The sequence below is a fragment of the Brevibacterium sp. LAARM2_SD2 genome, from assembly GCF_057364785.1.
Map to the genome: position 1 here is coordinate 134656 of NZ_JBNFOM010000003.1, position 16674 is coordinate 151329.

Below are 16674 nucleotides of genomic sequence, written 5' to 3' on the forward strand. Positions count from 1 at the left end.
CACCGGCGGCGACTGCTAAGTTGGCGCTATGACCTCAGTCACAGATCTCGTCAAGCGCTACTACACGACCGTCGACGCCGGGGATCCCGTGGCCACCGCCGCGCTCTTCGCCGCCGACGCCACCTACGACCGTCCCGGCTACCCGACGATGGTCGGGCAGCAGATCACGGACTTCTACCTCGGCGAGCGCGTCATCGAATCCGGTGCCCACGAACTCGCCGAGATCCTCGTCGACGGTGAGGCCGCCGCCAGCCGCGGCACCTTCGCCGGTCGTCTCAAGGACGGCTCGGAGACGACGGTGGGCTTCGCCGACTTCTTCCGCTTCGACGCCGAGGGCCTCATCAGCACCCGCACCTCGTACTTCTACGTCGGCGCCGTCTGAGCTGGTCTCAGGGCTGGGCGTGACCCCGCACTGCTGCGCGTGCCCGCGCGCTACTGCGCCTGCCCGCGCGCTCTGAGCACGGCGCGCTGGATCCGGTCGCGCTCGGCAGCCGCGGCCGGACTCGGCGTCGCCCCATAGGCGTCCTCGACCTGCGCGAACACCGTCTCCATCGCCTCATCGCCGAGGTCGAGCGGCAGGTCGTCGATCGCGGCGAACGCCGGGCCGATGTGGTGCATGAACCCGCGGATCCCGGCCTCTCCCCCGCCGTGGTGCATGCCCTCGAACTGGCCGACGGCCGCCCACCGCAGGCCCAGTGAGTTCCGCATCACCGCATCGAGGTCGGCGGCGGTGACGACCCCGTTCTCGACGAGCGCGATCGCCTCCTTGAGCAGCGCGTTCTGCAGGCGATTGCCGACGAATCCGCGGACCTCGCGGGCGAGGACGACGGGTTCGCGTCCGCAGCTGCGGTAGAACTCGACGGCGCGGGTGAGCGTCTCGGAGCTCGTGACCGGGGAGGGGACGACTTCGACGAGCGGCATGAGGTGCGGCGGGTTGAACGGGTGGCCGACGATGACCCGGGCGGCCGCCTCGGCGGGCAGGGCACCGACGAGGTGGGAGGCGGGGATCGTCGACGACGAGGTCGCGAGCACCGCCCCAGCCGGTGCCGCCGCGGCGATCCGGGCGAAGAGCCGGGGCTTCTCGTCCGGGTCCTCGGGGCCGGACTCCTGGACGAATCCCGCCGAGGCGACCGCCTCCTCGAGCGAGTCCGCGAGGTCGACGGTGCCGGTCCGTGCCCGCGCGGCCGTCTCGTCGAGGTCCGAGCCGACGAGGTCGGGGTCGCGCTCCTCCACGGCTGCGGCACGGGCGGCGGCATCGGTGCGAACGTCGGCACGGATGCCTGCGACTACCTCGGCGAGGTCGTCCCGGGGATCGACGACGGCGACGTCGTATCCCGAACCGGCGAAGAGACGGGCGAAGGAGCGGCCGATGGTGCCGGCCCCGATGACGGCGACTGTGAACGACATGCACCCAGGCTATACCGGCACGGCAGGGGCCCTTGAGAGCGACGAAAATCTTCGCCCGTGACGGCTCTCACCGGGGCGTTCAGTGGCACAATGACACCATGGCAGCGCACCCCGGACTCAGACCCGTCGACTCCGAGACCCTGGCTGTGGCCGAGGACGAGTTCGCGGCCGCCGCCGAGATGGCGAACGTCGAGGTCCGGGAACTCCACACCGCCGCCGAGGCGGCCGAGGCCTCACTGCTCCTCGACGAGGTGTGGAACGTCGACCAGACCGGCACGAACGTCCTCGAACCCGGGCTCATCGTCGCCTTCGCCCATGCCGGCAACTACGTCTCGGCGGCGTACAGCCGTGACGACCCTGCGGAGATGATCGGGGTGACGATCGGATTCTTCGGCCAGCCGCTCGGCACCGTCATGCACTCCCACATCGCCGGGGTTCGGCACGAGCACATCGGGCACGGCGCGGGATCGGCGATGAAGCTCCACCAGCGGCTGTGGTGTCTGCGGCTGGGGATCACGGAGATGACGTGGACGTTCGATCCGCTCATCGCCCGCAACGCGTACTTCAACTTCCAGCGCCTCGGCGTGAGCATGGTCGAATACCTCGAGGACTTCTACGGGCAGATGCGCGACGGCGTCAACGCCGGTCAGGCCAGCGACCGGATGATGGTGTCGTGGCCGCTCGACCGGCCGGCCCGGGTGCCCGCGGTCTCCGCCGACGCCGCGTTCGCGTGCCTGCGCGCCGACGAGTCGGGTGCCCCGCTCGTCGCCGAGGTGCCGCGGGAGGCCGCCGTCGTCTCCCTCGACTTCCCCTCCGACATCGAGAACCTCCGCCGCCACGACCCCGAACTCGCGACAAGGTGGCGCTTGGCCCTGCGCGAGTCGCTCACCGCCCTCGTCGCCGACGGCTGGGTCCTCGACACGTGCCTCAAGGGCGGCACATACCTCCTCCACCATCCGTGAGCCGGGGGCGGTCTCGTCCGCGGCACGACGCTCCCGGGTCTCGACGCTCTCGGGGCCGAGTTCACCTGTCCGTCATGTTCACGCCGTTGACTGGGCCGCGGGCGCGGCCCGCACACGGCGGTCGGTGCGCGAGTCGATGAACGAGGAGAGCGGATGAGCACAACGGTCACGCGGCACCCGGGCACGGTGGGCGAGGTCTTCCGCGTCTTCCTGCGCCTCGGTCTCACCTCCTTCGGCGGCCCCGTCGCGCACCTCGGCTACTTCCGCGAGACCTTCGTCGTCCGCCGCCGGTGGCTGACCGACTCCGCCTACGCCGATGTCGTCGCGCTCTGCCAGTTTCTTCCCGGGCCGGCATCATCGCAGGTCGGCATGGCCATCGGTCTGCAGCGCGCCGGGTTCGGCGGCCTGCTCGCGGCGTGGTTCGCGTTCACCATGCCCTCGGCGATCGTGCTCGTCGCCTTCGCCTACGGATTCGACGCGTTCGGGGACGCGCTCGGCACTGGATGGCTCGACGGCGTCAAGGCCGCTGCCGTCGCCATCGTCGCCGGCGCCGTCCTCGGGATGGGGAAGTCGCTGGCCCCGGATGCCAAACGCGCGACGATCGCCGGCCTCGCCGCGGTCATCGTCCTCCTCATCCCCTTCCCCATCGTGCAGGTGCTCGCGATCATCGTCGGAGCCGGTCTCGGCCTCACCTGGCTGCGACCGGAGGAGGCGACAATCCGCGCCGAGGCGGCCGCCGCGGCCGCGGAGGAGACGTCGGCCTCCGCGGAGGAGACAGAGTCCTCGGACGGGACCGAGTCGGGCCGGTCAGCGGAGTCGGAGGCGAGCGCGCCGACGGGGTTCCGGGTCTCCGTGTCGAAGAGGGTCGGAGCCGCCGCTCTCCTCGTCTTCGCGGCCCTCCTCGTCCTCCTGCCGATCGCGACGGCGCTCACCGGTGATCCGACGCTGCGGCTGACCGACATCTTCTACCGCGCCGGTTCGCTCGTCTTCGGCGGAGGCCATGTCGTCCTGCCGCTGCTCGATGCGGAGACGGTGCGGGCCGGCCTCGTCGACAGTGAGACCTTCCTCGCCGGCTACGGTGCGGCGCAGGCGGTGCCCGGACCGCTCTTCACCTTCGCGGCCTTCCTCGGAGCGTCGATGACGACGGAGCCGACGGGCCTCCTCGGTGCGACGATCGCGCTGCTCGCGATCTTCCTCCCCGCCGGGCTGCTCACCGTCGGGGCCCTGCCGTTCTGGCAGAGCCTCCACGGCTCGGTCCACGCCCGCCGCGCCCTGCTCGGGGTCAACGCCGCCGTCGTCGGCCTCCTCGGCGCCGCACTCTTCGACCCGGTGTTCGTCGAGGGCATCACCAGCCCGGCGACGCTGGCGATCGCACTCGCCGCGTTCATCGCCCTGACCCGCTGGAACCTGCCGGCCTGGGCCGTCGTCCTCATCGCCGCGGCGATCGGCGCGATCGCGCTCTGAGCGCACTCGCCCCCGATCGGCTGGGATCGGGGGCGGGATTCGGGCCTCAGCCCTGGGTGAGCGCGAGGGAGAATTCGACGACGCCGGCATCCTCGACGGAGACGAAGCCGAGGTTCGGCGGTTCCACTCCGTAGTCCTGCCAGGTCACGTCGATCGCACCGACGACGGAGAGGCCGGTGTCGGCGCGGGTCGCCGTCGTCTGCGCCGTCGCCTCCTGGGTCTGCCCGTTGATCTCGAGGGTGCCCGGGATGTCGATCTCGGCGCTGCCGGAGTCGCTCAGCGCTGTGAGATCGACCGGTCCGGTCGCGGTGAACGTCGCCTCCGGGTTCGCATTCGTATCGATGGCCTGCCCGGAGAAGTAGTTGTCGCGCCGGGAGCTGTCGGTCGTCACGGTCCGCAGATCGACGCTCACCGTCCCGGCCGTGAGCTCGCTGCCGTCGATCGTGATGTCGCCCGTGACGTCGGGAGTGCGACCGACGACGGTGACGTCCTCGCCGTTGAGGACCTCGTCGACCCGGTATCCGGCCTCCGATCCCTCCCCGATCGTCCACTGCCCGGCGATGCTCCCTGCCGCACCGTCGGCGCCTCCTGAGCCTGAGGCGATGTCCTCGTTGGCGAACTCCGTGGGAGCCGCGGTGTTCTGTGATGAGGTGTAGAGCTTCGTGCCGACCAGCGCGCCCGCGACGAGCACAGCGATGGCGATGAGAGCGATGATCCACACGAGCGGACGGGAGTAGAAGGGCCGGCGAGCTGCAGTTGAGTTCGTCATACTGTCACCGTACAAACTTCAACTACAGCTCGACCAGGCCCTTCACCTGGAGAGGGACTGGACAGTCCCTGGGAGCGGATCAGGCCTCGGCGTCCTCCCAGGTCTTGCGCAGGAGCTTCTTGTCGAGCTTGCCCACCGAGGTGCGCGGCAGTTCGTCGGTGACGATGATCTCGTCGGGCAGCTGCCACTTCGCGAACCTGTCGCCGAGGACCTCGACGATCGTCTCCCGGGTCACCTCGGCGCCGTCCTCGGCGACGACGTAGGCGACGGGCCGCTCCTGCCATTTCTCGTCCGGGACGCCGATGACGGCGGCCTCCTTGACGCTCGGGCTGTCGAGGATCGCGTTCTCCATGTCGATCGAGGAGATCCACTCGCCGCCGGACTTGATGACGTCCTTGAGACGGTCGGTGAGCTTGAGGTAGCCGTTGGGGAAGATGACCCCGACGTCGCCCGAGCGCCACCAGCCGTCGAGGAAGCGCTCGGAGTTGTCCGGCAGCTGGAAGTAGGACTCGGTGATCCACGGGCCGCGCATGAGGACCTCGCCCATCGACTTGCCGTCGCGGGGCAGCTCCTCACCGGTGGGGTCGACGACCTTGACCTCGACGCCGATGACCGGCAGACCCTGGTAGCGCTTGAAGTCCCAGCGCTCCTCCTCGTCCATGTCGAGTCCGGGTTTGATGTGCCAGTTCGTCGTCGCCAGCGGCGTCGTCTCCGTCGCCCCGTAGCCGTGGATGACATCGGCCCCGGTGATCTCCTTGAACCCGCGCATCATCGACAGCGGCGGCTCGGAGGAGCCGGAGACGAGGCGCACACCGCTGAGATCAGGCGGCTGCGGCATGTCCTTCATCATCGCGAGCATCGGCGCGAAGATCGCCGGTGCGCCGTTGGCGAGCGTGACCTTCTCGGCGATGAACGCCTTGGCGATCGCCCCGAACTCCTCGGCGGCGAACTTGCCGGGCAGGACGAGTTTGGCCCCGGCGGCGACGGCGTTCTGCGGGAATCCCCAGGACAGAACGTGGAACATCGGGGTGATCGGCATGATCGTGTCGTCGAACGAAGCGCCCAGCGCCGCGAGGCCGCCCATCGTGTGGAGGTAGATCGACCGGTGCGAGTAGTAGACGCCCTTGGGCCTGCCCGTGGTGCCGGTCGTGTAGCCGGCGTAGGCGGCGGTCTTCTCATCGACGACTGGCCAGTCGTAGGTGTCGGGCTTGTCCTTGATGAGGTCCTCGTAGAAGACGACGTTCTCCAGCGTCGTCTCGATCTCATCGGCAGGCTTGTCGTCATGACCACCCAGCCCTTGACGTCGAGCTTCGGGGCGAGCGCCTCGGCGACGGGCAGGAGGGATTCGTCGACGAAGATCCAGTCGGACTTCGAGTGGCTGACGACGTAGGCGAGGTCCTCGGGGGCGAGCCGGAGGTTGAGCTGGAGCATCGTGGCCGCGAGTCCGGGGACGGCGAAGTAGAGCTCGAAGTGGCGGCGGGAGTTCCAGTCGAGGACGCCGACCATCGAACCGGCACCGACGCCGAGTTCGGTGAGGCCGTGGGCGAGCTGCGCCATCCGCTTGAACTCGTCGGCGTAGTTCGATCGTCCCCACGATCCGTCCGAGTTGCGGTAGACGACCTCCTGTTCGCCGAAGACCGTGGCCGCGTGCCTGATCATCGACGTGGTGTTGAGCTGGTAGCTGTCGCCGAGGGTCGACGGGATGCCAGTGAGCATGAGACTCCTTTGTTCGTTCACTCGTGGTGGGGCTTGTGGTGCGGGTGAGCTCGCCGAGGCGGGGGCGGGTGCCGCGGCGAGTCGGCGTCACCGGCCGACGAAGCGGGGGACGCGTTTCTCGATGAAGGCCGACACCCCCTCGGCGAAGTCGCGGGTGCCGCGCAGGTAGGTCTGATCGGCCGATTCCCGGCTGAAGGCGTCGTCGAGGGAGGTCAGGCTCGCTTCGTTGATCGCCGACTTCGAGCGGGAGAAGGCCAGCGGTGCGCCCTGGGCCCAGGCGGTGCCGAGTGCACGGGCGCGGGTGAGCTGCTCCCCGGCGGGCACGACCTCGCTCGCCAGTCCCCAGTTGAGGGCCTCCGGTGCCCACACCTTCTCGGCCGTCAGCGCCATCTTCATCGCGCGGTGGCGACCCGCCGAGGCGGCGACGAGGGCGGTGGCCCCGCCGTCGGGCATGAGGCCGATCTTCGCGAAGGCGAGCATGAGGTAGGAGTCCTCGCTCATCACGACGTAGTCGCAGGCCAGCGCCAGCGAGCAGCCGATCCCGGCGGCCGGCCCAGACACCGCGGCGATGGTGGGAACGGGCACATCGATGAGCGCGCGGATGATCGCGTTGGCCTCGTCGAGATCGAGGGTGACGTCGTCGTTGCCGCTCTGGAGGTCAGCACCCGAGCTGAAGGATCGGTCACTGCCGGTGAGGATGATGACGCGGGCATCGGCCGCCGCCTCGGCGATGGCCTCCCCGAGGCGGCGGAACGCTTCGGCATTGAGCGCGTTGAGGGTGTCGGGGCGGTTGATCGCGATGGTCGCGACACCGTCACGGTGATCGACGAGGACACTTGAGCTCAAGACGGCTCCTTCGCTGACGGAGATGGGTTTCCCTGCGCCAAGCTTAACGCACGTTAAGTTGTCGTGGGTCACACTTCTGCAACGCGAGGAGGAATTCTCGAGTCACGGGCGGGTCACCTCACACGAGGGTCGCCGCTCACACGCCGTCTCCGGTCTCCCCCGTGGCCGCGGTGATCGCGGCGTCGAGGTCGGCCCAGAGGTCGTCGACGTGTTCGATGCCGACGCTCAGGCGCAGCAGGCCTTCGGGCACCGAGGTCGGCTCCGAGGCATGGCGGCGCCGGCGTTCGATGAGGGACTCGACCCCGCCGAGCGAGGTCGCCGGCGTCCACAGCCGGACCGCCTCGGCGATCGCGGTGGCCTGCTCCGCTGTGTCGACGGTGAAGGCGACGATCGCGCCGAACCCGGCCATCTGTGCGCTCGCCCGTGCGTGACCGGGGTCGGCGGGCAGTCCCGGGTAGCGGACCTCGGCGACACCGGCACGGCGGCTCAGGCGCTCGGAGAGGATCTGGGCATTGTCCTGCGCGCGCTCGAGCCGGACCGACAGCGTGCGCATCCCGCGCAATGCCAGCCACACCTCGAAGGGCCCGGCGATCGCCCCGCGCATCGACCGCTCGGTCAGCAGCAGCTCCCTCAGCGCCGGATCGCCGGTGATCACGGCTCCGAGGACGACGTCGGAGTGCCCGGCGAGGTACTTCGTCACCGAGTGGACGACGAGGTCGGCGCCGAGGTCGAGCGGCGTCTGGAGCAGTGGCGTGGCGAAGGTGTTGTCGACGGCGACGCGGATGTCGCGCTCACGTGCGGCGGCGATGAGGGCGAGCATGTCGGCGACCTCGAGCATCGGGTTCGTCGGGGATTCGATCCACAGCAGCGCCGAGGCGATGCCGGGGCCCGCGGTCACGTCACCGGAGCTGTCCCTGGCGGCGGCATCGTCCGTGACAATGTCGTCGAGAGCGGCGATGACGGCGTCGGTGTCGGCGATATCGACGCTGACGACGGAGAATCCGGCGCGCGCGGAGAGCTCCTGTGCCGATTGGAGCGATCCCTGGTAGGCGTGCGTGGGCATAACGAGGGTGCCGCCGCGGGGCACGAGGGCGAGCACCGCGGCGATCGCGGCGAGCCCCGATCCGAAGACGAGTGCCGGCAGCGCCGCGTGTTCGAGTTCGCCGAGCGCGGCCTCGAACGGCGTCCAGGCGGGCGTCGCGAACCGTCCGTAGGCGTACGCGGAGTCATTCACCTCGGTGGTGCCGATGAATGTCGAGGACAGTTCGATCGGCGGGTTGACCGAGGCGCCGGTCGCGCGCGGCGGTCGGGCCGCCTCGACGAGGACGGTCTCAGGCGCGAAGGCAGGGGTCGGGCGTGCGGGGTCACGAGTCGTCATGGCCTCAATATAGGCAGAGCGGAGGCCGCGCCGCTGTGACGTCTCGCCCGCGCGGTCAGCCCAAGCCTGTGCGAGCCGGTCCGCCGCGGCTCAGTCCACCGCGGCCGGTCCGGCACGGCTCAGTCGTCTGCGGCACGGTCTGCCCTGCGCGACTGCCTACTGTGCCGCGACCGACTACTGTGCGGCGATCATATGGTCGAGAAGCGCCCGCGCCCCCTGCGACAGCCTGCGCTTCGGCGACCACAGCGCATGGAGGGCCCGGTCGAGGTCGACATCGTCGGCGACCGGCAGCGGAGCCAGTCGCATCGCCCGGAAGTCGTCGCGCAGGGCGAGGTCGGAGAGGACGACGGGCGCCACGCCCGTGGCCGCGGCGACCCGCAGCGCCGAGTTCGACCGGTACTCCCCGGCGATCGTCGCCCCGCCGAACTCGGCGAGCGCGGTGTCGATGACCTCCCGCGTTCCCGACCCGACCTCACGGACGAGGAGAGGGATCCCGGCGAGCGCCTCGGCGGTGATCGGCTCCGTCCACGTCTGCCCATAGGACGGGGCGGCGGCGATCATCAGGCGGTCGTGGCCGATGACGGCGGCGGGGAACCCCGGCGGCAGGGACACGGATTCGACGAGGCCGATGTCGCAGCGCTGCGCGCGGACCTCGGCGACGACGGCCGCGGAGTTCTCGACCCCGAGGCCGACGTCGATGCCCGGGTGCGCCGAGGTGAAGGTCGCGAGATAGCCCGGCAGGAGGTATTCGGCGACGGTCAGGGACGCGCAGATGCGCACGTTCCCCGCCCGCGCCTCCTGGATGGCGCGGGTGCCGGCGTTGAGGGCACTGTAGGCGTCGATGACCTGCGCGGCCCACTCGGCCACGGCCTGGCCTTCGGCGGTGAGTTCGGTGCCGCGCGGCGAGCGCGTGAGGAGGGGGACTCCGAGTTCGCGCTCGAGGCCGGTGAGGCTGCGGGAGGCGTTGGGCTGGGCGATGCCGACCGCCTCGGCGGCCTGACCGATCGACTGCGCGCCCCCGCTTAAGGCGACGAGCAGCCCGAGGGCCCGCAGCTCCGGCCACCGCTGCATATCCGACACATCGCGCATACCGCCATCATGGCATATCAATTCGATATGGGTCGACGCGAAATCACCGTCTACCGGACCTCCCGGCCGCGGGGAAGACTGGAGTCCATGAACACAGTCCGCCGACTCCTCCCCGGTCTCGGCCTCGCCGCGGCAGCCGCCGCGATCGCGTGGCCGATCTCGACCCTCGCCCCCGTCATCTCCCCGCTGCTCGTCGCGATCATCCTCGGTGTCATCCTCGGCAACGTCGCCCCGAATCTCCCCGACTCCCTCAAGCCGGGACTCGACTTCGCCGCCAAGCCCCTGTTGCGCCTGGGCATCGTCGCCCTCGGCGCACAGGTCGTCTTCGGCGACATCCTCGATCTGGGCTGGCCCGTCCTCGTCCTCGCCGCCGTCGTCGTCGCCGTCGGCATCGTCACGAGCGTCGGGCTGGCCCGCGCCACCCGCGTCGACGGCGATCTCGCGCTCCTCATCGGCTGCGGCTTCGGCATCTGCGGGGCCGCGGCCGTCGCCGGCATCGAATCGACGATGAAGGCGAAGAAGGAGGACGTCGCCGCCGCGATCGGCCTCGTCGTCCTCTTCGGCACCGTGATGATCGCCGCGATCCCCCTAGCCAGCGGCGCCCTCGGCCTGCCCGCGGTGACCGCGGGCATGTGGGCGGGCGCCTCGACCCATGAGGTCGCCCAGGTCGTCGCGATCGGCGGGATCATCGGCCCGGCCGCCCTCGAGGTGGCCGTGCTCGTCAAGCTCGCCCGCGTCATCATGCTCGCCCCGACCGTCGCGGTCCTCGAGCTCGCGATGCGCCGGTCGGAGGCGAAGGTGAGGGCCTCGACCGCCGAGGCGGGCCCCGGGGACGCGGAGGACACTGTCGTTCCCGCACCGGCCGGCAAGCGCCCGCCGATCGTTCCCCTCTTCGTCCTCGGGTTCCTCGCGATGGCCGCGCTGCGCACCTTCGGACTCCTCCCCGAGGTCGCCGTCACCGGCCTGGGGTGGCTGCAGACGGTGTGTCTGTCGATGGCGATGTTCGCCCTCGGCCGCGGTGTGCAGTGGCGCGCGCTCAAGAGCCTCGGCGGCGGCCCGATCGCCCTGGCCACGATCACGACGGTCGTCGTCGCCCTCGTCGCCCTCGGCGGTGCGCTCCTCCTGACCTGAGTCGAGGCCGCCTGACTTCCCGACCCGCTGTGCCGATAGTCGGGAAGTTCGCGCGATCCGCCTCGGCGCTCCATCCCTGCGTCCGTACCGGCTGGTAGTCTCACAGCAGATCACCCGATTGCCCACAGAGACTGCTCAGCTACCTCGAGGACGACATGCTTGCTCAGCTCATCGCACTAGGCATCTTCATCGCACTCTTCGCCGTCGGAGCGATCCGCGGCGTCCACATCGGCGTGCTCATGCTCGTCGGCGCCGCCGGCACCGGACTGCTGCTCACGGACATGACCGTCGAGGACATCATCGCCGAGTTCCCGCTCTCGATCATGGTCCTCCTCGCCGGGGTGACGTACTTCTTCGCGATCGCCCAGGAGAACGGCACCGTCGACAAGATCATCGACTGGGCGCTGGAGAAGGTGGGGTCCTCGGCGGTGCTCCTGCCCGTCGTCTTCTTCGTCATCACCGCCGGCATCGCGTCGATGGGCGCGCCCCTGGCCGGACTCGTCATGATGCCGGTGGGCATGCAGGTGGCCCGCAAGTACCACGTCGACTACGCGCTCATGGGCCTGGCGATCTGCTTCGCGATCGGCGCCGGCGGATTCGCCCCGACGAGCCTCTACGGCATCGTCACCTACAGCACCGCCGAAGGCGCGGGCATCGGGCTCAACCCGTTCCTCCTCTTCCTCATCGCCGTCGTCGTCTACCTGCTCATGCTCACCGTCGCCTACTTCATGTTCGGCCGTTCCCTCTTCTCCCGGAAGTCCGCGGCCGCTGGAGCCGGCACTGTCGAGACCGACTCGGGCACCGCCTCGGCACAGGCGACCGGCACTGCCGCGCGGATCTCCCGCGGTGGGGCCTCGGCGACGAAGGTCGCCTTCGGGGAGGACGACGAGGACGAAGCGCTCTTCGACTCCTCGACCGCCTCGGCGGGCTCCACGACCTCGGAGCCGTTCACGGGCGTGCAGATCCTCACGGTCGTGCTCATGGTCGCCCTCATCGGCACCGTCGTCGTCCTCGCAGCCCTCGGTCAGGAGCCGGACATCGGGCTGCTGTGCTTCCTCTTCGGGGCGATCCTCGCACTCGTCGATCCGGCCACCGGCAAGGCGGCGATCCCGAAGATCGACTGGTCGACGGTGCTCCTCGTCGGCGGCATCATCACCTTCGTCGGGGTGCTCCAGACGATGGGCGCCGTCGACCTCCTCGGTGAGGGCGCCGAGGCGATCGGCTCCCCGCTCATCGCCGCGTTCGTCCTCTGCGTCGTCGGCGGTCTCGTCTCGGCGTTCGCGTCGACGACGGGCATCCTCGCCGCCCTCGTCCCCCTCGCCCTGCCGCTCATCGAGGCCGGCGGGGTGCCGGGCTGGGCGCTCATCGCCGCGCTCGGCATCTGCTCGGCGGTCGTCGACGTCTCACCGTTCTCGACCCTCGGGGCCACGGTCGTCGCGACGGCGCCGGGTGATCAGAAGCAGCGGCTGACGGCGATCCTCGTCAAGTTCGGCATGTCGATGGTCATCATCGGGCCCATCGTCCTCGTCGGCGGTCTCGTCGTGCCCGCGATGATGTTCTGACCGGCTGACGTTGAGTTCTGACCGGCTGACGGTCAGCCGTGTCAGTGTGCGCTGCAGGCAGGGAGCTCGGCGGAGCACCTAGCCCAGCTGTTTGACGAGGACGACGAATTCGAGATCGTCGACCTTGGGCACCCCGAAGCGCTCGTCGCCGTAGGGGAAGGGCTCGGTCTCACCGGTGCGGACGTAGCCGCGGCGCTCGTAGTAGGCGATGAGTTCGCAGCGCTTGTTGATGACGCTCATCTGCAGCGCGGTCGCACCCCAGCGCTCGGCCACCCACGCCTCGGCGAGGTTGATGAGCGCGGATCCGACGCCCTGCCCCTGGCCGAGCGGGGACACCGCGAGCACGCCGAGGTAGGCGACGCCGTCGACGGGCTGCCGCAGGTAGACGCTGCCGACGGCCTGACCGTCGCGGGCGCGCACGAGGAGCATCGTCGAATCCGCCTCGGCGAGCATCTCCCTGGCCATCGCGGCGTCGAGGCGCTGGCCGCTGAGGAGATCGGCTTCGGTCGTCCACCCCTGTTTCGAGGCCTCCCCACGGTAGGCGGAGGCGACGAGCGCGACGTAGTCGTCGATGTCGGCCTCGCCGAGGAATCCGACGGTGAATCCCGATTCGCTGAGGATGAGCTCGTAGCCATCGATGAGGGTGGCCGGGGTCTGCGAGGTCATGTGGGGACTGCTCCTTGCTGCGGCGGCGAGCGGGGAGCATCGCCGGGGTGTCGACTGCGCTTCCCAGGTTAGTCGGTAGGCTCGGGTTGAGGACACAGCGCCCTCCCCTCACCGCGGCCCACGCGCTGAGAGAGCCACCGCAGAGAGCAGGAGCAGCCATGGACGTCGACATCGACGGCGAGACCTACACCATCGCCCACGACCCCGACCAGTCCCGCTTCACCGTCACCCATGACGGCACGGTCATCGGCACCGCAGACTACGTCGACACCGATGCCACCGAGGCGGGGGTGCCCACCGTGCGGACCTTCACCCACACGATCGTCGACCCCGCGTACGGCGGGCGGGGCATCGCCGCGAAGCTCGTGCGGTTCGCCCTCGAATCCACCACCGAGGCGGACCTGCGGTTCCGCACGACGTGCTCGTACGTCATGCGCTTCCTCGAGAAGAACCACGAGTTCGACGCTTCGCTCGCGTAAGCTCGTTCAGCTCTCGTCGAGGCGACCTGACTCCGCGGTGTCCCGAGGTGCGGGGCGCCGCGGATCTCAGCGGCCCGCACATCCTGGGGGCGCGCCGTCGCGCGCTCAGGCAACCGGTGACGCGACCGCCTCGGCGGGGCGACACACCGGGACGAAGCGCAGCACATAGGCGACCCAGAGGGTGGCGGCGACGATGACCCCGATGAGGATCGTCCAGAACACCACGGGCTCGGCGACGACGAGCCGGGGGATCTCCCGGGTGGGGATGATGACGGCGAACAGCCCTGCCGTCACCGCGCCCAGCCACGAGCCGATCATGTTGAACGCGTGGGTGCGGACATGGCCGCGGCGGATCATGATGACGCCGAGGGTCGTGGTGAGGAACGTGAAGATCGCGAGGGCGTGGAAGAACGTGAACCCGCCGGTGATCGAGTAGATGAACATCCCGCTCACGCACACGAAGTACATGAGGACGACCCACGAGCGGCCGATGGCCTTGTGGCGCTGGTCCTTCGGGCGGCGCAGCACCTGCACCGGTGCGAGCAGGACGACACCCGTGGCGGCAATGGCATGGATGGCGATGAGCAGCGTGTCCATGGACTTAAGATAGTGCCGCTATCCAAAGTGTGGCAACGTGGATAGTGCCGGGGCTCTCAGCTATCCGAGGGCGGCGGCTGTCCGGGGGCATTGGTCGTCCGGGGCTCGACGGCCCGGGCCCTCCACTCGGGCACGACGGCTCAGGTGTGACGGCGCGGGAAGTTCCGGCCGCGGATATCGAAGGAGCTCGATGAAGCTGAGCGAACTCGCCCGACGCACCGAGGTGTCGCCGGCGAGCATCAAGTACTACCTCCGCCTCGGCGTGCTCACTCCCGGACAGAAGCGCAACGCGACGACGGCGACCTACACCGAGGCCCACGTCCACCGACTCGCCCTGATCACGTGGCTGCGACGCGAACTCGACCTCCCGCTGGCAGTGATCACCGAGCTGACCTCGGCGATCGACGATGAGACGGTGAGCAACCTCGAACTCATGGGGCTCTGCCAGCGCACGGCCAGCCACCCCGGCGTCCCGGACACCGTCGGAACCGAAGCCGCCGACCCACCCGTCTCCGATACTCGATCGAGCTCCGAGCAGCCGCCTCGGGGAGACGCTGACGACGGCGACGCCGCAGTCCGCAGCGCTCTTGCCGCGCTCGACTGGCCGGACGTCTCCCCGACGGCGCGCACCGCCGTCGCCGCGGCGCTGGCCGACCTCGCCGCCGCCGGATACACCGTCGATGCCGACACCGTGCTCCTCCACGCGCGGGCGCTCGAGGAGATCGCCCGGACCAATACGCTGCCGATCAGCGACGACCTGACCCGCGACGAGATCGCCCTGGCGGTCATCCGCGGCATCACCCTCCACAATCGCCTGCTCGTCTCGATGAGCGGACTCGTCCATGCGGCGATGTCCGCACAGGCGCGGAGGCAGGGCGGCTGACGCTCTCACTCTGCGAAATCCGCATCGATTCCACGGTGGGCGACCCGTACACTGAACGAGGCATCGGGCGCTCCCGTGCCCGGAAGTCTCGAGACAACAACCAAGGGAGGATCAGTCGTGGACATCACGCCGATCATCGACAAGCTCAACACCGGACTGTTCATCAACGGACAGTGGCGTGATGCCGAGGACGGAAAGACCATCGACGTCATCAATCCCGCGACCGGTGACGTCATCACCACCGTGGCCGACGGGTCGGCCGCTGACGCCGAGGCGGCCATCAAGGCAGCCGGCGACGCCCAGGCCGATTGGGCGGCCACCGCCCCGCGCGAGCGCGCTGAGATCCTGCGCCGCGCCTTCGAACTCCTCATCGAGCGCTCCGACGACATCGCCGCCGTCATGACCGCCGAGATGGGCAAGCCGTTCGCCGAGTCGAAGGGCGAAGTCGCCTACGGCGCGGAGTTCTTCCGCTGGTTCTCCGAGGAGGCCGTGCGCATCTCGGGTGACTTCACGCTCTCGACCGACGGCAAGAACCGCCTGATGATCTCGCGTGAGCCGGTCGGACCGTGCGTGCTCATCACGCCGTGGAACTTCCCGCTGGCCATGGGCACGCGCAAGATCGGTCCGGCGATCGCCGCCGGCTGCACGATGGTCTTCAAGCCCGCGAAGCTCACCCCGCTGACCTCGCTCATGCTCGTCGACGTCCTCAAGGAAGCCGGTCTGCCCGACGGCGTCCTCAACGTCGTCACCTCGGAGTCGGCGCGTCGCGTCGTCACCCCGTGGATGGAGTCCGGCATCGCCCGCAAGGTCACCTTCACCGGGTCGACCGAGGTCGGCATCGGTCTGCTCAAGCAGGCCGCCGACAATGTCATGAAGTCCTCGATGGAGCTCGGCGGCAACGCCCCGTTCGTCGTCCTCGAGGACGCCGATCTCGACAAGGCCGTCGAAGGTGCGGTGCTCGCGAAGATGCGCAACGGCGGCGAGGCCTGCACGGCCGCCAACCGCCTCTTCGTCCACTCCTCGATCGCCGATGAGTTCTCGACGAAGCTCGCCGAGCGCATCGGGTCGATGAAGGTCGGCAACGGCCTCGAGGACGGCACCGAGGTGGGCCCTCTTGTCGATCAGGAATCCCTGGACAAGGTCGCCGCCCTCGTCGACGACGCCGTGTCGAACGGTGCCACGGTCATCTCCGGCGGTGCGAAGATCGACGGCCCCGGCTTCTTCTTCGATCCGACCGTCATCACGAACGTTCCGGAGAACGCGGAGATCCGCACGACCGAGATCTTCGGACCCGTCGCCCCGATCGTCACGTTCGACACCGACGAGCAGGCCGTCGCGCTGGCCAATGAGACCGAGTACGGTCTCGCCGGCTACCTGTTCAGCGAGAACATCAACCGTGCCCTGAGCATGGCCGAGAAGCTCGAGGTCGGCATGATCGGCCTCAACACCGGTCTCGTCTCGAACCCGGCCGCACCGTTCGGCGGCGTGAAGATGTCGGGTCTCGGTCGCGAGGGCGGCCGCGTCGGCATCGACGAGTACCTCGAGCTCAAGTACGTCGCCACTCCGCGCTCCTGAGTACGTCGCACCGTCCGGGGTCCCGTGACGGTGCGAAGGACCGTCACCGAGGCGGCCGACACTTCCCGTGTCGGCCGCCTCTGTGATTTCGGCTGGGGTCGCCCTAGACTCGGTGACCGTGAGCACTGCGAGCAAGCCCGGCGGTCAGAC

16 protein-coding genes and 1 pseudogene are annotated in these 16674 nt (G+C 69.5%); 8 read left to right on the forward strand and 9 right to left on the reverse strand.

Features of this window, described 5'->3' with window-relative positions:
• The first annotated feature begins 28 nt into the window (after positions 1–28).
• Positions 29–382, forward strand: a complete 354-nt coding sequence (locus AC2W7K_RS03175) for a nuclear transport factor 2 family protein (protein ID WP_137824361.1) — start codon at positions 29–31, stop codon at positions 380–382.
• Positions 383–432: 50 nt separating this feature from the next.
• Here the strand turns inward: AC2W7K_RS03175 and AC2W7K_RS03180 are convergent, their stop codons facing one another.
• A complete protein-coding gene (locus AC2W7K_RS03180) occupies positions 433–1407 on the reverse strand; it encodes a 3-hydroxyacyl-CoA dehydrogenase NAD-binding domain-containing protein (protein WP_211978838.1) in 975 nt (324 codons plus the stop codon).
• Positions 1408–1505: 98 nt separating this feature from the next.
• Here AC2W7K_RS03180 and AC2W7K_RS03185 point away from each other — a divergent pair, with 98 nt between their 5' ends.
• Positions 1506–2369 carry a hypothetical protein gene (locus tag AC2W7K_RS03185; protein ID WP_198499530.1) on the forward strand — a complete coding sequence of 288 codons (864 nt, stop codon included), beginning with the start codon at positions 1506–1508 and terminating at the stop codon, positions 2367–2369.
• A 153-nt stretch (positions 2370–2522) separates the two neighbouring features.
• Entirely contained in the window at positions 2523–3833 is a 1311-nt protein-coding gene (gene chrA / locus AC2W7K_RS03190) for a chromate efflux transporter (protein ID WP_198499531.1), read from the forward strand.
• Between the two features lie 46 nt (positions 3834–3879).
• Here chrA and AC2W7K_RS03195 read toward each other — a convergent pair whose 3' ends face one another.
• The 6 genes and pseudogenes from AC2W7K_RS03195 to AC2W7K_RS03220 all read right to left on the reverse strand — a co-directional run bounded on the left by AC2W7K_RS03195 (position 3880) and on the right by AC2W7K_RS03220 (position 9631).
• A complete protein-coding gene (locus tag AC2W7K_RS03195) occupies positions 3880–4602 on the reverse strand; it encodes a YceI family protein (protein ID WP_198499532.1) in 723 nt (240 codons plus the stop codon).
• A gap of 79 nt (positions 4603–4681) precedes the next feature.
• Entirely contained in the window at positions 4682–5965 is a 1284-nt protein-coding gene (locus tag AC2W7K_RS03200) for an AMP-binding protein (RefSeq protein ID WP_486005752.1), read from the reverse strand.
• Positions 5881–6318 (reverse strand): annotated as a pseudogene (locus AC2W7K_RS03205) (AMP-binding protein); the annotation flags it as partial. The gene AC2W7K_RS03200 and the pseudogene AC2W7K_RS03205, both read right to left, overlap by 85 nt.
• A gap of 87 nt (positions 6319–6405) precedes the next feature.
• The gene (locus AC2W7K_RS03210; RefSeq protein WP_198499534.1) at positions 6406–7164 is read right to left on the reverse strand and encodes an enoyl-CoA hydratase-related protein; all 759 of its coding nucleotides are present in this window, start codon (positions 7162–7164) and stop codon (positions 6406–6408) included.
• 136 nt (positions 7165–7300) lie between these two features.
• Complete coding sequence (locus AC2W7K_RS03215) at positions 7301–8542, reverse strand: trans-sulfuration enzyme family protein (protein ID WP_198499535.1); 1242 nt, start codon at positions 8540–8542, stop codon at positions 7301–7303.
• Between the two features lie 174 nt (positions 8543–8716).
• Positions 8717–9631: a LysR family transcriptional regulator gene (locus tag AC2W7K_RS03220; protein WP_198499536.1), complete on the reverse strand. Its 915-nt coding sequence runs from the start codon at positions 9629–9631 to the stop codon at positions 8717–8719.
• Positions 9632–9718: 87 nt separating this feature from the next.
• On the opposite strand from AC2W7K_RS03220, the gene AC2W7K_RS03225 reads away from it, so the two are divergent.
• Together AC2W7K_RS03225 and AC2W7K_RS03230 are read left to right on the forward strand one after the other, a co-directional pair.
• Positions 9719–10762 (forward strand): YeiH family protein, encoded by a 1044-nt coding sequence (locus AC2W7K_RS03225; RefSeq protein ID WP_198499537.1) that lies wholly within the window; start codon positions 9719–9721, stop codon positions 10760–10762.
• 155 nt (positions 10763–10917) lie between these two features.
• On the forward strand, positions 10918–12324 hold the full coding sequence (locus AC2W7K_RS03230; RefSeq protein ID WP_198499538.1) for an SLC13 family permease: 1407 nt from the start codon (positions 10918–10920) through the stop codon (positions 12322–12324).
• Between the two features lie 78 nt (positions 12325–12402).
• On the opposite strand, the gene AC2W7K_RS03235 is transcribed toward AC2W7K_RS03230, so the two are convergent.
• Complete coding sequence (locus AC2W7K_RS03235) at positions 12403–12990, reverse strand: GNAT family N-acetyltransferase (RefSeq protein WP_198499539.1); 588 nt, start codon at positions 12988–12990, stop codon at positions 12403–12405.
• Between the two features lie 158 nt (positions 12991–13148).
• On the opposite strand from AC2W7K_RS03235, the gene AC2W7K_RS03240 reads away from it, so the two are divergent.
• Positions 13149–13469, forward strand: coding sequence for a GNAT family N-acetyltransferase (locus AC2W7K_RS03240; protein ID WP_198499540.1), 321 nt, complete (start codon positions 13149–13151; stop codon positions 13467–13469).
• A gap of 105 nt (positions 13470–13574) precedes the next feature.
• Here the strand turns inward: AC2W7K_RS03240 and AC2W7K_RS03245 are convergent, their stop codons facing one another.
• Positions 13575–14066 carry a DUF2306 domain-containing protein gene (locus AC2W7K_RS03245; RefSeq protein WP_198499541.1) on the reverse strand — a complete coding sequence of 164 codons (492 nt, stop codon included), beginning with the start codon at positions 14064–14066 and terminating at the stop codon, positions 13575–13577.
• Between the two features lie 190 nt (positions 14067–14256).
• Between AC2W7K_RS03245 and AC2W7K_RS03250 the strand changes: the two genes are divergently transcribed.
• Together AC2W7K_RS03250 and AC2W7K_RS03255 are read left to right on the forward strand one after the other, a co-directional pair.
• Complete coding sequence (locus tag AC2W7K_RS03250) at positions 14257–14949, forward strand: MerR family transcriptional regulator (protein ID WP_198499542.1); 693 nt, start codon at positions 14257–14259, stop codon at positions 14947–14949.
• Between the two features lie 117 nt (positions 14950–15066).
• Positions 15067–16524 carry an NAD-dependent succinate-semialdehyde dehydrogenase gene (locus AC2W7K_RS03255; protein WP_198499543.1) on the forward strand — a complete coding sequence of 486 codons (1458 nt, stop codon included), beginning with the start codon at positions 15067–15069 and terminating at the stop codon, positions 16522–16524.
• Positions 16525–16674 lie beyond the last annotated feature (150 nt).

Coding starts and splice junctions, on each gene's coding strand:
- AC2W7K_RS03235 (WP_198499539.1), bottom strand. CDS start 12,990: ATGACCTCGCAGACCCCGGCCACCCTCATCGATGGCTACGAGCTCATC.
- chrA (WP_198499531.1), top strand. CDS start 2,523: ATGAGCACAACGGTCACGCGGCACCCGGGCACGGTGGGCGAGGTCTTC.
- AC2W7K_RS03240 (WP_198499540.1), top strand. CDS start 13,149: ATGGACGTCGACATCGACGGCGAGACCTACACCATCGCCCACGACCCC.
- AC2W7K_RS03245 (WP_198499541.1), bottom strand. CDS start 14,066: ATGGACACGCTGCTCATCGCCATCCATGCCATTGCCGCCACGGGTGTC.
- AC2W7K_RS03225 (WP_198499537.1), top strand. CDS start 9,719: ATGAACACAGTCCGCCGACTCCTCCCCGGTCTCGGCCTCGCCGCGGCA.
- AC2W7K_RS03250 (WP_198499542.1), top strand. CDS start 14,257: ATGAAGCTGAGCGAACTCGCCCGACGCACCGAGGTGTCGCCGGCGAGC.
- AC2W7K_RS03215 (WP_198499535.1), bottom strand. CDS start 8,542: ATGACGACTCGTGACCCCGCACGCCCGACCCCTGCCTTCGCGCCTGAG.
- AC2W7K_RS03175 (WP_137824361.1), top strand. CDS start 29: ATGACCTCAGTCACAGATCTCGTCAAGCGCTACTACACGACCGTCGAC.
- AC2W7K_RS03180 (WP_211978838.1), bottom strand. CDS start 1,407: ATGTCGTTCACAGTCGCCGTCATCGGGGCCGGCACCATCGGCCGCTCC.
- AC2W7K_RS03185 (WP_198499530.1), top strand. CDS start 1,506: ATGGCAGCGCACCCCGGACTCAGACCCGTCGACTCCGAGACCCTGGCT.
- AC2W7K_RS03230 (WP_198499538.1), top strand. CDS start 10,918: ATGCTTGCTCAGCTCATCGCACTAGGCATCTTCATCGCACTCTTCGCC.
- AC2W7K_RS03195 (WP_198499532.1), bottom strand. CDS start 4,602: ATGACGAACTCAACTGCAGCTCGCCGGCCCTTCTACTCCCGTCCGCTC.
- AC2W7K_RS03220 (WP_198499536.1), bottom strand. CDS start 9,631: ATGCGCGATGTGTCGGATATGCAGCGGTGGCCGGAGCTGCGGGCCCTC.